This is a genomic window from Deltaproteobacteria bacterium (genome assembly GCA_016235345.1).
GTDB lineage: Bacteria > Desulfobacterota > Desulfobacteria > Desulfobacterales > Desulfatibacillaceae > JACRLG01.
In genome coordinates, this window is record JACRLG010000007.1 from 196,706 (window position 1) to 214,747 (window position 18,042).

An 18,042-nucleotide genomic window follows, 5' to 3' on the forward strand; every position below is an offset into this window, starting at 1 on the left:
TTGTATTTTCAGCTGGCGAGCCTTTTTACCACCGCCTCGGCCTCAGCCATCATTCTGTCGAAAAGCTCCCTGATGGGGGGGATGTCATGGGTTAAGCCCAGGCACTGGCCGGCCGAGACTATGCCCATGTCAACCTCGCCGTTGTCATACATTTTCTTGGCGTTTTCGCCCTTTATGACCTCGTATATCTCCAGGAATTCGGCCTTGGCCTCTTCGAGTTCTGCGCATTTTTTGGCCGCCGCATTGGCGTAAACCCGATGTGTTGCGCCGATCGAGCGCATGATCAGCATGGTATCGAGTTCCGTTGCCGAAAGAAGAGCCTTTTTCAGGTCGAGATGGAGGGGAGCCTCTTTCGTGACCAGAAGCCTTGTCCCCATGATCACGGCCTCGGCCCCAAGGGCCATCAGCGCAGCGATTCCGCGCCCGTCCGCAACCCCGCCGCCGCCGATCACGGGCAGCTTCACCGCGTCCACCACCGCAGGCACCAGAACCATGGTGCCTATGTCGAGCTTTCCGGTGGCTCCGCCGTTTTCGTAGCCAACAACCGTTATGATGTCGGCTCCAAGCTCCTGAACCTTCAGTGCGTAGCGCACGCCAACGCACTTGTGAATCCAGGTCATGTCGTGTGCCTTGAAACGGCCTATGAGCTCTACCGGTGCGTGGTGGCCGGAGGTCTCTACGATTTTGAGGCCCCTCTTTTCCATGACGTCGAGGTACTCGTTGTTGTCTATGGCTCGCATGGCGGGAAAGAGGTTGATGTTGACGCCAAAGGGCTTGTCCGTGAGATCGAGAATTTTATCAACGGCCTCGGCGAATTTCTCCTTGGTGTCGTAGGTGGCCGAGGACAGAATCCCAAGCCCTCCTGCGGCGGACATGGCCGCGACGAATTCTGCGGTGGAAATCCACATCATCGCCCCGCCCACGATGGGGTAGCGGATGCCCAGCTTTTCGGTGACCCTGGTCTTGAACATGGCGCACTCCCTGGCATTTGGTGAATTATGCGAACGCCCGCTTTTTTATGATGAAGCCCTCATTACTTTCCCAAAAGTTCCGGGTAAAGTCAAGAAAGCACGAGTTGGTGGAAAAATAAGTCATCGACAGGCTTTTGGGGAATTTCCGGAAAATCAGAAAAGGAGGGGGAACACCACTGCGTAGGCCAGGGCCGGAAGGAGGTTCCCGGTGCGTATCCGCTTGATGTCCAACAGAATGAGGCCGATTCCCATTATGAGCACCCCGCCCGTGGCGGCTATGGAGGCCAGTATCACCGGGTTCTGGGCGAATTTGAGCCAGGAGGCGGCAAGGGTGATGCCGCCCTGGACCAGGAGCACCGAAAGCGCCGAGAAGATGACGCCCACGCCAAGGGTGGAGGCCAGTGCTATGGAGGCCACGCCGTCTAAGAGGGACTTGATGTAAAGGGTGGATGCGTCACCGGAAAGGCCGTCCGTGAGGCAGCCCAGGATGGCCATGGGGCCGGTGAGATAGAGCACCGAGGCGGTGACGAAGCCCTCCACGAAGCGGGGCGAGCTTGATTTGAGCGACCTTTTGAGCCGCCCGGCAAGCCGCTCCATGTGCTGCTCGATGCATAAAAGCTCGCCCGTGAGCCCGCCCAGAATCACGCATCCGGCGGCCATGAGGGCGTTGGCGCTTTTGCCGTCCACAAGGCACATGCGGATGCCGAAGAAAAAGGTGACAAGGCCCAGGGACTGCATCAGGATGTCTTTGACCCGCGCGGGCATCCTTTTTCCCACGGTGAGGCCGATGAGGCTTCCCAAAAGCACCGTTCCGGTGTTGACCAGTGTTCCTGTCAAGATTTCATTCTTTCGGCGTTCATGCCTGTTCGGGAAGTATCCGCACCACTTTTCGGCCTTTTTCGCCCGTTGCGATCGAAAGGCGGCCCTGGGCGAAGAGGTTTATGCACTCGGGGTAAAGCTCCCACTCAAGGGCCAGGCCCTTTTTTTTCACGGCCTCCAGGGTGTCGGAGGGCTCTATGGGAAAGGCTCGCTGGCCGATTATGGGGCCGGTGTCCTCGCCGTAATCCACGAAATGCACCGTGCATCCGCCCACCTTGCAGCCGTGGCAAAAGGTGTCGCCGTAGCCGTCCGTGCCCGGAAAGGCCGGAAGAAGGGCCGGGTGGATATTCATGATCCGGGGAAGAAGCGGGTCGGTGTTCACCCGGTCTATGAACCAGGGCGACAGGATGCGCATGAATCCGGCCAGTATGAGAAGGTCGAAGGGGTAGGCGGCCATCGTATGAAAAAGCTCCGCCTCACAGGCCTGCCGCACCCTGTCCGAAAAAGACGGAGAACCCGACCTTCTGGCGGCGGGGTTTGCCGCTGATTTTTCGATCCGGGCGGCTCCGGGTGCGGTTGCGGCGTATATCCCCCTGGCGGACGGTGCGAGGGAGGATATGGACTGGGCGCTGGGAGGGGGAGGATGATGGCTTGCCTCGGCCTTCATCCTGGCCCGGATATCGGCGTAATCCACGACAAAGGTGGGTATCCCCGATTTTTCGGCGCGGGAAAGGCCGAAAGCCGCCGGGTTGTCCGAGCCGACAAAGACCACCCTGCCCGGAATCCGCCCGTCGGCGCAGGCGTCCAGCACGGCCTGGAGGTTGGTGCCGCCGCCTGAAACGAGAGCGCCGATGCGGAGGGGCGATTGAATCATAAAAATCAGCTTTCCGGCAGAGTCAATGCCGTCACCCGGCAAGGTTCTTTTCGGCAAAATCCCAGTTTACAAGGTGGTCCAGCCAGGCCGCAGCGTAATCGGCCCTTTTGTCCTGGTAGTCCAGGTAGTAGGCGTGCTCCCAGACGTCCAGGCAAAGGAGCGGGACGGCCGATGACGTGACCGGGGTGTCGGCGTTTTGGGTCTTCGCCACCACGAGTTTTCCACCGTCGTTTACAAGCCACACCCAGCCGCTTCCGAACACCGATGAGGCCGCGTCCAGGAAGGCCTTTCTGAAGGCATCTTGGCTACCGAAGGACTTGTCGATGGCCTTTTTTACGGCCCCGCCCGGAACGCCCCCGCCTTTCGGCTTCATGGAAAGCCAGAAAAAGGCGTGGTTATTCGCCTGGGCCGCGTTGTTGAAGATGGCCGCCGCCCTGGGGTCCTTGTGGGATTTCCTGATGATGGCCAAAATATCCATTTCGGAATATTCCGTGCCCTTGATCAGTTCCCCAAGTTTTTTGACGTAGTTTGCGTGATGGCGGCCATGATGAAAATTGAGGGTCTTCTCGCTCATGAACGGGGCAAGGGCGTTCGCGGGGTAGGGCAGGGGGGGCAGGGCCAGGGACGAAAGCGCCTCTTCCGCCCCCTTTTTCCCGCATCCCGAAAAAAGCGCGGTTCCGCCCCCGGCGGCCAGGACCAGGGCTCCGGCCATCGCCGCCTTTACGAAGGCCCGGCGCGATTCAGCAAAAGGCTCATCCTTCATTGCTTTTCCCTTTCCGGTTTTCCGTCAGACCGCCAGATAAGGCTCTCATTGTCGCTTCATTTGCCTTGGGGGGGCGAGACCGGAAGTTGTTTCACCGCCGGGAAAAAAATGTCGCCCTGGACCTCCACCCGCAGGGACTGGCAGGTTTTGCTGTCCGTGTCGAGGTAGATTGAGCCGAAATACCCGCCCTTGGAGGGCCACAGGTTTTCGATGGTGAGCACCCAGCCGTTGGGGGTCTTTTCCAGGGCGTGCCTGAACTGGCTCGTGTTCAGAGGTACCTGCCGTGTGCCCTTTATCCTGAACGGATACTTGGGATTGGGCGCGATGGTGACCTTCTGGATCATTTTCTGGCCCGCCGGGCCGCTGAACCTTACGAATTTCGGGCTTATGGTGGCGCAGACGTCCACCGGGCCCTCCATGTAAAGGGTCGTTTCCCTGTTTTTGGGGTCGTTGGTCTTGACCACCACCGCCTTGTTCATGCGCATGCCACCGTAACCGAGCGTTTCCACCGACAATGTTATGGTTCCCTCGCCGCCGGGAGGGATGCTCCTCGAATAAGAGGAGGCAGTGCAGCCTCAGGCGGTTTTTACCTGCTCGATGATAAGCTCTGCAGCTCCCCTGTTGCGGACGGGAAAGGTGTGCTTCACCTTTTCCCCCTCAATGGCCGTGGTCCACGAGTATTTTACATGGCCGAATTCCGCCTTGGGGGTTCCGGGCCCGGCCAGGGCCGCTCCCTGGTCCTCCGGGGCCGCTGCGCCTATCAGGAAGGCCAGCGCGGCCAGTGCAAGGCAGCCGTAACAGAATGTTTTGATCTTCCTCATGTTTTGGCCTCTGCGAATGTTTGTGTTGTGCGTGAATAAGGTCGTTATGGAGCCGAGTTCACATATGCAAAATAGTAATCATCATAGGGGCTTGTCAAGGACGCCGATGATCTTAGCAAAAACGGACGATTTTCAAGGCCGCGTCGGTTCACCGCCCGGCCACAACACCTCGCGCCGGAATCCCCCGGTTATGGTGTCAACAAGGCAGAAGCCCGCTTGTTCGTCCTTCCCCATTATCTCGCCGGGGTTGAGAAGGAGCGTTCCGCCCTCCTTGCGGGAGAAATGCTGATGGGTGTGGCCGTAGCACACCAGCCGGTATTTCCCTTCGGAAAAAAGCCCCAAGGCGGTTTCCCGGTAATGGGTGAAGGCCGCCGCAAATCCGTTTCCATCGTCGATTCTGCCCCACTCGCCGTGAAAGGTGATGTTGTGAAACTTTGTGAGGGAAAATTTGGTGAGCAGAAACCGGTCGCCGTCGTTGTTGCCGAAAACAGCGTGAACCGGCAGGCCCGATCCTGCCAGAATCGGCAGCATGAAGGGGGCCACCAGGTCGCCGCAGTGGATTATCATGCCAGCGCCCTTTTCCACGGCTGCGGATACGGCTCTTTTCAGGTTTTCCATGTGATCGTGGCTGTCGCTCATGACCGCTATGATCATAGCCTGACTCCTCCGGCTGCTACCTGCGCCTTGACCGTTTCCTGGCCTTTTTCGATTTCTTTGCAGATTTTTTTACGGATTTCCTTACCGGCTTTTTGACTGACTTTTTGGCCGGTTTCTTGGGCGTCCCAAGGGCTTTTCCCGCCTTGTCCGACTGGTTCGGATCGGGTATCACAAGTATCATGGCGGACTGGTCGTTTACAAGCCAGCTTGCGGCCATGCCGGAAATTTCCTGGGCGCTTATGGACTCGTAGTCGGTGAGGATGGTGCGGCTCCAGTCGATCTGCTCCGGGTGGCGGCCCGACCCGGACAGCACCGTGCCGAGCCAGTAAGAGTTGGTGCGCAGGGTCTCCTTAACCTCGGTCACGGAGGGAGCCACGGCCCTTTGAAGCTCATCCTCCGTAACCCCGTCCTTTCTCAGTTCCTCGGCTATGGCCTTCACTTCTTCCGCCATCTGCCGGGCCTTTTCCCCATCCACCCGGACAATGGCCGACAGGTAGCCGTAATCCTTGTATGCCCGGCTTGCCATGTTCCACGCGCCGGGGGAGTACGTGGCCCCCATCTTCTCCCTTATCCGCTCCCTTATGCGGTCGGTGAAGATGTCGCCCAGAATGTTCAGCCTCCTGGTGCGACCTATCTCCCACACGTCCGAGGTGGGGTAGGCCACCATGCAGAGGCCGGTTTCTATGGATGTATCCACCATGACCACATGCTCGCCCCCCTTGGGGAAGGTGAGAGCCCTGGAACGGGCCGGTCCAGGAAGGCCGGGGCGGGCGGGGAGGTTCCCCAGAAAGCGCCTGGCAAGGGTAAGCACGGTTTCCGGGTCGAAATCACCCACCACCGAAAGCTCCAGGGGTTCGGCGGCAAGGGCGGGAGCGATCCACTGCTTTACGTCGTCAAGCGTAAGACCCATGAATACTTCCCTGTCGGGAAGCCCGAAACGTTCGTCGCCGCCCGCCAGAAAACGAAGGCCGGAAAGCTGGAGGGCCCCGTCCGTCTTGTGGGCAAGGGAGATATAGGTCTGATCGAAGCGCTCCTGCGCCCTGTCATACGACTTTTCGCTGAAGGCCGGAGCCGCGATCTGGGCGTAGAGAAGCTGGAAGGCCGTTTCAAGGTCCTTGGGAATGGCGGAGCCCTGGAAGGAGAAATCATCCTCGTTGACGGAAAAGCTTAAAGACACGTTTTTCCCGGCAAGGGCCTTTTTGAGGTCCTCCCCGGAGAGATCGCCCACGCCGGAATCGTTTATCACCGAGGCGGCCAGGGTGCCGAGGCCCGGTTTGTCTTCCGGGCAATCGGCCCTGCCCGACCCGAATCTTAGGGTGAAAATGATTTCGTTGGCCTTGAAGTCCGTGGGCTTCAGGTTGACCCGGACCCCGTTTTCAAGAAGCACGCGAGTGACCCCTATATCGGCAAGGTCCTCCCTTTCGACCACTGCGCACGGCGCGGCGGGGTCGGGCAGAAAGGGAAACACGGGCTTCACCTCTTTTTTGGGCCTGGCGACCCTGCGCCTCTTGGCGGCCAGGTAGGCGGTCTTAACGTCCTTGGAGCCGCGCGGAAGAGGGGTGTTCCCGGTAACCTGGACCAGCCTGTTTTTCGGGGACCAGGATTTTTTATAGGCTTCCCAGAGCATCTTAGGTGTTGCGCCCTGTATCACCGGCGCGAAAAGGCGCATCTTGTCGGAGGCCGCCAGAAACACCTTGTCGTCGTTCAGCTCGTCTATGATCTCCCCCGCAAGGGCGGTGGAGTTTCGGGTTCCGGCCTTGAGCACCTCGGCTTCAAGGCGGGTCAGGTAGTCCTTGCGCACCCTTTCGGCTTCATCCTCGGAAAAGCCGAACTTGAGCGCCCGGCGAAGGGTCTCGTCGATCAGAAAAAGCGCCTTCTTCCAGTTTTCCGGGCTCGCCTTGGCTGTCACGTTTGAAAAGGACACCGTGTTCAGGAAAACCCCGCTGGTGGCGTAAGCCGCAGTGAACGGGCAGCCCGGCTCCTCCTTCAGGGCCGCCAGGCGGTTAAACACCACGGTGTCGGCCATGTCCCGGAGCAGGTACTCGGTCTGGAGGGCTAAGCTGTCGGGCCGGGCGGGCTTCTGGTCCATCGCCTCGATTACGATTTCTGTGTTTCCGGCCTCTTTTTCGTAATGGTGAAAAAACTTGTCGCCTAAGTGATGAACCCGTCCCACATAAGGCTCCGGCAGGGCCGCGCTGCGGGCGGAAATGCCCTCGAACTGTTTTTTGATGAGTATTTTGGCCGCTTCCGGGTCAAAATCGCCCACCATGATGACCGCCATCTTTTCCGGGCGGTACCACTGGTCGTAGAAACCCTTCAGAAGGGCCTGGTCGGCCTTTTGGATGACTTCCTCGACGCCTATGGGCATCCTCCCGGCGGCCAGTGTTTTAGGCATGAGAAAGCCGATCTGCTCCAGAAAGGTGCGGTAGGTTACCGAGTCGCGCTCCTTTTTTTCCGAAAGGATCACGCCTCGTTCCCGGTCGATCTCCGAAGGGGGCAGGAGCGCGCCAGCCGCGTAGTCGGCGATGACTGTAAGGCCGTCCTCGATGCGTTTTTCGGATCCGTCGGGCAGGATCACGTGATAGACGGTTTCGTTGAAACCCGTGTGGGCGTTGACGTCCGGGCCGTAGGCCATGCCTATGGACTGGAAGTAGCGGATCATCTCCCCCGGAGGATAGTGGGTGGTGCCGTTGAAGAGCATGTGCTCAAGGTAATGGGCCGCGCCCCGCTGGCCTTCCTCTTCGTACAGGGAGCCGGCCTGGACGTTCAGGAATACGGCCACCCTGTCCTTGGGCTCGGTGTTTTTGAGAAGTACGTACCGGAACCCATTGGCCAGGCGTCCGTAAATCACCGCCGGGTCCGGGGGAAGATCGCTTGTTTCGTGGGGCCATGCGGGCGTTGCGAATACCTTGGGCGGAACCTGGTATGCGTTTGCCGGGGCCTTGCGTGCCTTCCGGGTCCTGGCGTGGGCGTCGGGGCTCAAAAGGAGAAGGGAGGCAAGCAAAGCGGCAAGTAACACCGCGATTCCGAATATGGCCCGGGGGGCGGAGGGTCTCATTATGGTGATGCCTTTCATCGGGAAAGCCTTGCGGAAACCGATGGAAACCGTGTGAGGTCGGTGTGCGGGTAGAACTTGGCCGCCGAGAAACGGTTCATGAATTCCTGGTTCACGTTAAGCTCGATGTAGGTGATTTTTCGGGCCACCTCGTTCACCCGGCTCATGGCCTTAGGGGATGAAAGCACCAGGGCCGCGCCCTTAAGGCTGGTGTTTCCCACAGCCTTGTACACCGAAAGGGGAAGGTCCGGGATCATGCCTATGGCGATGGCCGAAACGGGCCTGATGTTGCTTCCGAAGGTTCCGGCCACCAGGAAGGACTCCAGGTCGGAAAACGGAAGGCCCACGGTGCGCATGATGGTGACAAGAATCGTGTACATGGCCGCCTTGCTGCGGGTGAGGCTGTCCACGTCCGGCTGGGTGAAGCACAGGGCGCGGCCCGTGGCTGATTCGTGCGCCGGAACTAAACGATAGGCGGGCAGCCCGTCCTCTTCCACCAGGTTTTCCCCGCAGGCGTCGGGCGCGAACTTGCCCCGAAGGTCTATGCGCCCGGTGAGAAAAAGGGCGGCTGCAAGATCGATCACCCCGGACCCGCAAATGCCGGTGGGCGGAAGGCCGCCTATGGTCTTGTACGCGAGTTCCCCGGTCAGGGGGGCGAAATCCACGTATTCGATGGCTCCGGGAGCTGCCGTCGAGCCCATTTTGGACACCCCGCCCTCAAGGGCGGGGCCTGCGGCCCCGGCGCAGCCCACCATCCAGTCGGCGCATCCCACTATGACCTCTGCGTTGGTGCCTACGTCGGCCATCATCACGGGCCTTTTCGACTCGTGGATGCCGGTGGCGAGAATCCCCGAAACAAGGTCGCCCCCGAAATAGCTTCCCACGTTGGGGAACACGAAAACGCGGGCGTTGGCCGCAAGATCGAGCCCAAGGTCGGCGGCCTTGAACGTTCCGGGCCTGTTCACCACCGGTATGTAGGGCTCCCTGATGAGGTTTTTGGGATTAAGCCCCAAAAAAAGGTGGGTCATCACGGTGTTGCCCGCCAGGGCCGCGCAAAAGATGCGGCTTGAATCGCTTCCCGCCTTTCGGGCCAGTTCCGTCGCCTGCGCGCTTATGGCCTCCGTAACCAGGCCTTGCAGGCGCTCCGATCCCTCCGGGCTTTCCGCGTAATGGACCCTTGCCAGAACGTCCGGTCCGGCCTCTGTCTGGGGATTGTCGAAGGAGGTTTCGGCCAGTTCCAGGCCCGTTTCAAGGTCGATGAGGCTCATGACGATGCGGGTGGTGCCGAGGTCCACCGCAAGCCCAAGGGCCGGTTCGGGATCGTCGGGCGGCAGAACGGCCACAAGCTCTATTCCTGCTCCGTTCGGGAAAAGGACGGCCTTTGCCGAGAATCCGCAATCCCTGAGCGTCTGCGAAAGCCCATGAAGGGCGTGAAGTCCGCAGGTTACGGGCCTTTTGTCGAACCCTTCGGCAAGGACCGCCGCCATTCTTTCAAAGTCGGCGGTGTTGTCGCCGGGGCCGGGCGGGACAAGGTTCACCCGGCGGACCCAGCCGCTGTTTTCAGATATTTTTTCGTAAGGCATATAAGGCGGTTTCCAGGGTCATGGAGGCGGTGCCAGCCTGTCTAAAAACGCGAACTGCTTTGTTGCGCTTCAAAGCCAATTCCGTCACGTACCTAAGTACTCGTGACTCTTGGCTTTTAGCGCGCCGTGTTCATCGCCAATATTCAGACTGGTATCCAGGCTTTGCATCTTGCCTTTTTCAACAGGCTGCTAAGAAACCCCGCTCCAGTGGTTTTTGGGGCAAAACGGGCGCAGGCTTTCGTAAAGGGCGATCCCTGCGGCGGTGGAAAGGTTCAGGCTTCTTATCTCCCCGCTTATGGGGATGGAAAAAACCTGTTCACCATACCGGTTTGTGATCCCTGAATCAAGCCCTGCGGTTTCCGAGCCGAAAACCAGGAAGATGCGCCCGTCCTTTTCCATGTCCCAGAAGGAGCGGCTGCCCAGCTTGGAAAAAATCCGCACCTCGGTTGTCTTTACGGCCATGCCCCGTTCCAGTTCCTCGAAGGATTCCCATACTTTAAGGTTCACCTTCGGCCAGTAGTCCAGGCCAGCTCGTTTCACCTGTTTTTCATCGAGGGAAAAGCCAAGGGGCCGCACCAGGTGAAGGCAGGCCCCGACCGCTAAACAGGTGCGGCCAATGTTGCCCGTGTTCCAGTGGATTTCGGGTTTCACCAGTACAAGGTGCCGTTCAGGGATCATAATATTACTGAGAGCAGGGTTTAATTCCATTTTTCGAAATCCCAAAAACGGCGGAGGAGCAGGCTTCCGGCATTTCGCCCCTCGGCCAGGTTTCCTTAAAAACGGAAAAGAACCATGCTCCGCTTAATATAAGTTCGGCAGGCAATCGAAGGCAGGGCCGTGAAGGGCCGGTTCCGCTTGGAAGAATAAACCTTTTGCCCTTTTCGCGCAAGAAGCGCTTATGGTGGAAAGGCGTGACCGGTGCCGGATGAACCGCAAATCTGAAGCCCTCTTTTACTGCCCGTGAAATCGGCCCAGGGGATGCTGAAGGCTTGAGAAGAGTTCGGCTGCGGCCTTCACCATGTTTAGCCGCACCGGGTCGAAGGCGTCGGTAAGGAACCGGTTTTCCAGGTAAAGCGCGCCTTTTTTCCAGTCCGTTTCAAGAGGGCCGCACAGGATCGAGCGGGCTTTCGCGGAACCCGATCTCCTGTATTTATGAGGCAGGTCGGCTTTTGAAAGATCGGGCACCAGCACCCAGTCGGAAAGGCTTATTGCCTTTCGGGCGAAAAAGCGGTCCGGCTCCTCGGCGGTTATCGAATCATATTTTTCTTCATCCGCGCCTTCCCCCCTCCACAGGGCCTTCACGGCCAGCGCCCTGTGATCCCTTATAAAAATCACCCCCGCGCTTGCGCCTGCCAGCGGGCAGATGAGCCTCAAAAACACATCCGCCCGATTCTGCGGGGGAGCGGCTTTCAGTTTTTCCTTAAGGCCGGCCAGAACCCTTGTGGTGTCGGCCAGCCCGGACAGGGAAGGGCGCTCGCTGCGCAACGGCGATTCCGCCATTCGCCCGCCGGGTCGCAGAAAAAGCGCGCCGTACTTTTCATCCAGGCTTTTCACCTTGGCCTTTGCCCCCCAGGCCGCGTAGGCGCTCCGGGCCTGGGCCATCAGCCTTGTTCCTTCGCCTATTTCATCATTTATGAGGCAAAACTTGGCGAAAAGCTCAAGGCCAAGGGCCTCGAAGTTCATGAAACCGTTCTCCTTGGCGCTTTCGACGGCTCTTGCGTACAATCGGCGGGCTTCGCCGTTACGCCCTTTTACCCGAGCCATCTCGGCGTTTACAAGGTCGATTTTATGGCTGTTGTTCGGGGGGCAGTTTTTCGCCCAGCCCGAAAGACGCGCGATTTTTTGGTTCAGGCGCTTTCTGTCCGCAAAAGGCTCAGGCGAAGCGAGCATGGAAAGGCAGTCGAGCAGCTCGGTTACCGGAAGTGCCTGTGTTCCCACCATGCCGTTTGGGTATTTATCCAGACTCCTGCCGCAAGCGGCGGCGCTTTCATAATTTCCAAACAGATAATCAATCAGAAGCTTGTTCGCGTAAAATATGCAGAGGGCTATTTCTTCTCCGGCTTCAAGGAGTTTGCTTTCCTCGTCCGGATTCCCGCAGGCTTTCCTTTCCTCGCAAATTTCCTTTTCCGAAGCACCGTTAAGGGCCATAACGCATAAAATGTCCATATCCAGATGGAGGCACCACTTTTCCTGGCCCATTGCCTTGACCTCATCCCGCAGCTTGCGCATTTGTCGGTCCACCTCGGAAAGCGCAATACCGGCGTAGAAAAGCTGGTAACATTTTACCCATGCACCCATGGTTCCCCAGTAAAAGTTGCCTGCCCTCATACCGGTATCGTAGGCTTGCGCAAGCCCGGTGTAACTTTCCCGTAAGTGCTGCTTCCATGGTTTTATAATGGAATTTACAATGCACAAAGTGGTTGCTTCGGATTGATGCCCCGGCCACCGCTTTTGTAATTTTTCGGCCAGAAGCCCTAATTCGTATGATTCCCCGGCCTTGCCCACCTGGCCCAGCATAAGGGCGTAACCGGCAAGAGCCGCAGCTGCCTGCGGGCACAGTCTGCCTCTGGAAAGCAGGGCGACTTGCTGCAAACCCGCTGCTACTGTCAGGTTGGGTCTCAAGCCGAAAGCCGAAAGCCCCAAATCAAGAGAGATGGACATGGCAAGCGCCTTGCGAGCCGGACCCTTATCGGGCCGGGTAAGGAGTTTGTTCCATTTTCGCCTTGGAAGGGCCAGCCTGGCCTTCAAATAATAATATAACAGATGCGCTTTCCCTGGGTTTGCAGGCATCTTGATCCCAAGCGTCCGGAGTGCTTTAAGCCCAGTCTCGATGGCCTCGGCCTGTCGGTTTTGGGCCACCAGGGCAAGAAAGGCCACCCAAAGGGCCTTGGCCAGGTCCATGTCGCTTCTGGCCTCTTTGATGATTATGGCTGAAAGCCTGGACGCCACATCCTTGTCGGCTACTAGATAGGCGGCCTCGGCTGCTGCCGTATATATTTCAAGAGTGGTTTTGTAATGCTTTTTCCAGGCGTTTTCGGGCAAAAAGGAAATGGCCGCCGAAAGGTAGCGCCATGCGGGGCCGAAGGCGGCGGCTTCCCGTGCGAGGCGTCCTGCTTCGAGGTTTTTCAGAGCCGCGTCCATGCGCTCTTTTTCACCGGTCAGAAGGCCCGCCGAAAGATTTACGTGGTCAGCGGCGAAATAGGCTGCTGAAGCCGGGTCCAGGCCTGGAATATCAAGCCTTGAAAGGGCAAGGTGCATGGCGGCGGCCCTGCCTGGAGGCAGAAGGGAGTATGCTTCCTCGCGCACGTGGTCGTGGGAAAAGTCGTACCAGTATCCGCCCGCCATGCCGCTGACCGGCCTTACAAGCTCCCTTGCCGCCGCTTCGGCCAGATGCTCCGTCACCATTCCTGGGGGCTTGTCCAAAAGGAGCGCCACGGTTCCCGGACTGAAGACGTTTCCCACGGCAGCCGCGACGCAGAGCATTTCCCGGCATCTTTCAGAAAGGGAAAGTATCTGGCGTCGAAGGATTGCCCTCTGATCGGGCAACGCAACCCGATTTCCGGCCTTTTGGGCGTTGAAGGAAAATCGTTTGAGCCCGTGATCGAAGAAAAGACATCCGTCCTCCACAAAGGAGTGAAGAAGCTCCCTTGCGTAAAAGGGATTTCCTGAAGTGCATGAAAAAACATGCTCCAGAAGTTCCCGGCCTTTGGGCGGAGCGCCTCCGCAGATTTCCTCAATATATGACGCAAGACTTTCCCTTCCAAGAGGGGCGAGGTTGAAGGCCCTGCAGTTTTTCCCCTGCCGAAGGCAGGCCGCAATTATTTCATGCAAGGGGCTCTCCGGGGCGATCTCGTTGTCGCGGAAGGCTCCAAGCAGGAGAAAACGCCCAGAAATGGAGCCCGTGGCCGCCTGGGCAAGAAAAGAGAGGGTGGATTGGTCGGCCCATTGAAGGTCATCCAGGAAAAGCACAAGGCCATCTTTCTCGGCTATTGCGGAAAAGAACCTTGAAAGGGCCAGAAAAAACCTGCCCTGGGCCTCCCTTGGCGGGAAATCCGGCAGGGCTTCCGCCTCGCCGAAGAGAAATGCCGCCTCAGGGGCAAGGTCCGCGATGATCCGGCCAAGACCGCCCATGGCCCGGCCCAGCCTTGCCATCCAGTCTTTTTTTCGGCTTTCGTCCTCCCAGTTGATGGATATGGCCCAGGCCGAGACAGCCTGGCAGATGCCGGCATAAGGCCGGTTGTCGGTCACCGGCTCGAACTTGCCGGACAGGAGCGCCATTTTATGCGCTGCGATCAGCGAAAATGTTTCGGAGACAAGGACGGTCTTTCCCACTCCCGGAAGGCCCGACACGAAACACGCCCCGTGTCCGCCTCTGGCAGCCTTTTCAACGGCCCTTGATAGGCCCCGTATTTCGTCGTCTCTTCCAACCAGCCTTCCGGGTGGCCTCAGAACCGGGCACACATCGTGCCTTCCGGGCGCAAAAGAAGCAATTTTTCCGCTTTCCCGCAATTTATCAAGGCAGGTCTGAATATCCGCCGAAAGCCCACCGATGGTCTGGTATCTCTCGTCCGGCTCCTTGGCCAGGCATTTTTCCACCACTGCGGCAATGGCGGGAATTACCTTCAAGCCCTCGCTTTTCAATTTCGGCTGGCCCGTAAGATGAAAGGCCATGATGTCATGGGAGCTTTCACTTTCGCACACCGGGCGGCCCGCAAGCATTTCAAAAAAGATGCAGCCCAAGGCGTAGATGTCCGTGCGCCCGTCCATGAGCCGGTTGATCATGCCGGTCTGTTCCGGGGCCAAGCAGCACAGTCCGCCCTCCCTTATGCGCAGGTCGAAGGCTCCCCGCGCCTTGCTGAAAAACGGCGACGCATGGACCAGGCCTATGAGGCATGATTTGAAACTGGCTGAGTTTATTAAAAGATTGTCCGGGGTGAGGAACTGGTGGATCAGGCCTTTGAGATGCAGCCTCTCCACTTGTGCGCAGATTTCAGCGGCAACCCGCAGGAAACGTTTCGGCTCGGCGAACGACAGGGGCTCGTGGCGGGAAAGCGGCATGGCTCCGGTGTCGGCCAGCACGAGAACGGGCACGCCGTTCCACGTTTCAAGGCATGGCGGGTCCCCGGCCCCATCTGCGCCCAAATCCTTCAATATACCGTATTCCCCCTCCCAGGCGCTTTTGGCCGCCGGGTCGCCGGGGTCACGGGCGATCTTCAAAAGAACCGCGCTCATGCGGCTGGCCGAGCGGGCCCGCGCCAGCACGGCCTTGGGCTGGGTCCATAAGGCTTCAACATCCGAGTAGTCGGGATCGAAAACAAAATTCCGGGTCATACCGCCGAAGCCTCCATGGCTATGCGCCGTCTGTAAGGGAAATCACGAAAAACGGGCGGTCAGCCGGTATCCGGCCAATAAGACCTGCAAGGCGACAATCCATATTACCGGGAGCGCAATTTATTTTCATTTTTCGTTTTTCGAAAATGACGGGGGGAAGAAGACCTGCGCCTTTCTTCCCTTTGCCGGATTCCTTGAAAATTGGAAAAGAACCATGCTCCGCTTAATATCGAAAACACCGGTCATCCCATGAATAATCGAAACTTATCTTAAACATTCAGCAATTCAAATATTCAAGCAAATCTTGAGATGGATATGAAGATTTGTTTGATTTTTGGGCAGGAAAACGGAGCGTCCGCTTGCAAGGTTCGGGAAGCGGCAGAACCCTTAAACGGACCGGCCCGTGCCGGTAATTTTCCGACACGGGCAGAACCGGATTTTGCGGGTTGCTGTAAGGCGTTGCCGGGCGGCGGCCGCCTCTCGTCAGGTGGGCGAGCCTTCCAGAAAAGGCCTTATGATGAAGTAGACAGCCAGGAACCCGACAAGGATTCCGGCGGCTTTTCGGAACCACATTCCTCCCTGGTGAAAAGTATTGCTTTCTAGTATCCGGCGAACCAGGGCCGCGCTGGACCCGGCCACGGCTATGGGTATGCAGTGTCCTATGCCGAAAAGAACGATGTAGAGGAGGCCCGTTGCGATCTTCTGCTGGATGGTGATTACCGCAAGAATGGGCGCGATGAATCCGAAGGTGCAGGAGCCGGAAAGAACCCCGTAGGCAAGGCCTAAGATGAAGGCCCCTTTCACTCCCTTCACCCGCAGTTTTGATATGGGGCCGCCCGACATGGAGCATGCCTTTACGCCCAGCATGTCCAAGGCCACCCACATCAGAAGCATTCCCACCGGAATGGTCCAGTATGGGCTCACGTCCCCCATCATGCGGCCAAGAAGGGAGCAGACCACCCCAAGCGCCGCAATGGTGATGAACAGGCCCAGGGTGAACGCCACGGCGTATTTGGCCGCGCTTCTGGCCTCGAGGAGTTTTTCCTGGCCCGCCACGTAGCCGACGATTAGCGGTATGGAGGCCATGTGGCAGGGCGAGAGCATCACGCTTATCATGCCCCATATAAGGCAGCCCACGGCGGCAATCGCCACGCCCCCGCTCATCCACTGGTTGACCGCGAGAAAGAGATCGTCAAGCATTTAAACCTCTTTCTATTTGGCTGGTTTTTTGGAGGGCGGCGCGGGAATTCCCAGTTTTTTCAGGGTTTCCATAATGCTCGCCTTGTCCATGAAGCCCATGTGGCGGCTCACCTCTTTTCCTTTTTTATCGTAGAAAATCTGGGTGGGTATTCCACTTATTCCGAACCTGGCCGCCTGATCCCTGTTTTCCCACACGTCGATGAAAATGATGGACGCCCGGCCTGCGTATTCCTTTTCAAGCTCTTTGATTATGGGGGCCATCATCCTGCACGGGATGCACTTTTTGGCCCCAAGGTCCAGCATTGTCACCATGCCGGGCGTGGGAACGGGAGGAATCGTTTCAGAGCCTTCCTCTGCTTGCAAGGCGGTTAAGGCCAGTATCGAAAAAATGACCGCCGCAAGGACCGGAATGATTCTTTTCATGTGTTTTTCCTTGTGTTTCAGCTTGTTGCCTTGTTCCACGGGCTCTCCGGCATCAGTAGACCAGTGAAGCGGAGGCCGTAAGTATCTCTTGATTGAGCGCTGCGGCGGCGGTCAGCTCAACGCCGTCAATCAGCTGGTCCTCTTCGATTTTGCGGGCCTTGATGCAGGGTACGCAGACCAGTATCCTTCCTCCTGCCTCACGAAATCCTTCCATCAGATCGCCCAAAGGGGCGAGATTCGCCGCGAACACGTGTCCGGCGTAGCCTTTTTGGGCCAGATAGACCCCGTTTCCCTGCAATACGATCACCGGCTTGACGTCCATTGCAAGCCCGGCTGTCGCCATGACAAAAGGGAGGGTTGCGCGCTCGGTGTCTTCTCCGGCGTGGGTGACGAAATAAACGATCTTGTTTTCCTTTTCCATGAGGCCCTCCTTTTTAAGGTTTGCACGTAACGTGGCAGACGCCGGTGGGGGTTTCCACGGTGAATGGAAAGTACTTCCGCTTGAACCAGAGGGCGGCGTTGACCAGGGTTATCAGGACCGGCACCTCCACAAGGGGGCCTATTACCGCCGCGAAGGCCTGGCCGGAATCGAGCCCGAAAACCGCCACCGCCACCGCTATGGCAAGCTCGAAGTTGTTGGACGCGGCAGTAAAGGAAAGGGTGGCGCTCTGCTCGTAGGTTGCCCCCGCCTTCATGGATAAAACAAAGGAGGCGAAAAACATGATAACGAAATAAATGCACAGGGGAACAGCTATGCGCAGCACGTCCAGGGGAAGGCGCACGATGTATTCGCCCTTTAGGGAAAACATCACAAGAATCGTGAACAGAAGGGCGATCAAGGTTATCGGGCTTATTTTCGGAAGGAATTTTTCCTCGTAGCGTTTCTCCCCCACGGTTTTGAGGCCGATGACGCGGGAAAGGACGCCTGCGATGAAGGGAATGCCCAGGTAGATGAAAACGCTCTCGGCGATCTGGCCCATCGAAATATCCACCCTCATGCCGGACAAACCAAGCCAGCCGGGGGCGACGGTGATGAAAAACCAGGCGTAGACCGAGAAGAAAAGGACCTGGAAAATGGAGTTGAAGGCGACAAGCCCCGCGCAGTATTCGCGGTCCCCGCTTGCAAGGTCGTTCCACACTATGACCATTGCTATGCACCGGGCAAGGCCTATCATTATGAGCCCCACCATGTACTCCTGATGCCCGGACAAAAAGGCCACGGCCAGAAAAAACATGAGGATGGGGCCGATTATCCAGTTCTGGACCAGGGACAGGGCCAGTACCTTCACGTCCCGGAACACGTTGCCGAGCTTTTCGTACTTCACCTTTGCCAAGGGCGGATACATCATAAGTATAAGGCCGACAGCGATGGGGACATTGGTGGTTCCCACCGAAAAGCGGTTGATGACATCCTTTATCCCCGGAAAGAGCCAGCCCCCGCCAACGCCGATGAACATGGCGAGAAATATCCACAAGGTCAGGAACCGGTCCAGGAAGGAGAGTTTTTTTATCGCGGCGTCGCCCATTAGAGCCCCCGTAATAATT

15 protein-coding genes are annotated in these 18,042 nt (G+C 58.1%); all 15 read right to left on the reverse strand.

The genetic code is table 11. The features are described from left to right. Positions 1-8: 8 nt before the first annotated feature. The 15 genes from HZB23_04225 to arsB all read right to left on the reverse strand — a co-directional run bounded on the left by HZB23_04225 (position 9) and on the right by arsB (position 18,008). Complete coding sequence (locus tag HZB23_04225) at positions 9-971, reverse strand: nitronate monooxygenase (protein ID MBI5843860.1); 963 nt, start codon at positions 969-971, stop codon at positions 9-11. Between the two features lie 153 nt (positions 972-1,124). Further along, positions 1,125-1,808, reverse strand: a complete 684-nt coding sequence (locus tag HZB23_04230) for a DUF554 domain-containing protein (protein MBI5843861.1) — start codon at positions 1,806-1,808, stop codon at positions 1,125-1,127. 19 nt (positions 1,809-1,827) lie between these two features. Then, entirely contained in the window at positions 1,828-2,661 is an 834-nt protein-coding gene (gene purN / locus HZB23_04235; GenBank protein ID MBI5843862.1) for a phosphoribosylglycinamide formyltransferase, read from the reverse strand. Between the two features lie 34 nt (positions 2,662-2,695). Then, positions 2,696-3,376, reverse strand: a complete 681-nt coding sequence (locus HZB23_04240; GenBank protein ID MBI5843863.1) for a superoxide dismutase — start codon at positions 3,374-3,376, stop codon at positions 2,696-2,698. A 107-nt stretch (positions 3,377-3,483) separates the two neighbouring features. Next, the gene (locus tag HZB23_04245; protein MBI5843864.1) at positions 3,484-3,906 is read right to left on the reverse strand and encodes a hypothetical protein; all 423 of its coding nucleotides are present in this window, start codon (positions 3,904-3,906) and stop codon (positions 3,484-3,486) included. Positions 3,907-4,002: 96 nt separating this feature from the next. Then, positions 4,003-4,248: a hypothetical protein gene (locus HZB23_04250; GenBank protein MBI5843865.1), complete on the reverse strand. Its 246-nt coding sequence runs from the start codon at positions 4,246-4,248 to the stop codon at positions 4,003-4,005. 132 nt (positions 4,249-4,380) lie between these two features. Next, positions 4,381-4,902, reverse strand: a complete 522-nt coding sequence (locus tag HZB23_04255) for a YfcE family phosphodiesterase (protein MBI5843866.1) — start codon at positions 4,900-4,902, stop codon at positions 4,381-4,383. Between the two features lie 19 nt (positions 4,903-4,921). Continuing rightward, positions 4,922-7,963 carry an insulinase family protein gene (locus HZB23_04260; GenBank protein ID MBI5843867.1) on the reverse strand — a complete coding sequence of 1,014 codons (3,042 nt, stop codon included), beginning with the start codon at positions 7,961-7,963 and terminating at the stop codon, positions 4,922-4,924. Positions 7,964-7,977: 14 nt separating this feature from the next. Continuing rightward, on the reverse strand, positions 7,978-9,543 hold the full coding sequence (locus HZB23_04265) for a DUF4445 domain-containing protein (protein MBI5843868.1): 1,566 nt from the start codon (positions 9,541-9,543) through the stop codon (positions 7,978-7,980). Positions 9,544-9,732: 189 nt separating this feature from the next. After that, positions 9,733-10,221 (reverse strand): tRNA (cytidine(34)-2'-O)-methyltransferase, encoded by a 489-nt coding sequence (locus HZB23_04270; GenBank protein ID MBI5843869.1) that lies wholly within the window; start codon positions 10,219-10,221, stop codon positions 9,733-9,735. Positions 10,222-10,494: 273 nt separating this feature from the next. Continuing rightward, positions 10,495-14,874 (reverse strand): AAA family ATPase, encoded by a 4,380-nt coding sequence (locus HZB23_04275; protein ID MBI5843870.1) that lies wholly within the window; start codon positions 14,872-14,874, stop codon positions 10,495-10,497. A gap of 483 nt (positions 14,875-15,357) precedes the next feature. Continuing rightward, complete coding sequence (locus tag HZB23_04280) at positions 15,358-16,074, reverse strand: cytochrome C biosynthesis protein (protein ID MBI5843871.1); 717 nt, start codon at positions 16,072-16,074, stop codon at positions 15,358-15,360. A gap of 12 nt (positions 16,075-16,086) precedes the next feature. Continuing rightward, entirely contained in the window at positions 16,087-16,497 is a 411-nt protein-coding gene (locus tag HZB23_04285) for a thioredoxin family protein (protein MBI5843872.1), read from the reverse strand. Between the two features lie 52 nt (positions 16,498-16,549). Continuing rightward, positions 16,550-16,918 (reverse strand): DsrE family protein, encoded by a 369-nt coding sequence (locus HZB23_04290; protein ID MBI5843873.1) that lies wholly within the window; start codon positions 16,916-16,918, stop codon positions 16,550-16,552. A gap of 13 nt (positions 16,919-16,931) precedes the next feature. Beyond that, positions 16,932-18,008: an ACR3 family arsenite efflux transporter gene (arsB, locus tag HZB23_04295; GenBank protein MBI5843874.1), complete on the reverse strand. Its 1,077-nt coding sequence runs from the start codon at positions 18,006-18,008 to the stop codon at positions 16,932-16,934. Positions 18,009-18,042: the final 34 nt, after the last annotated feature.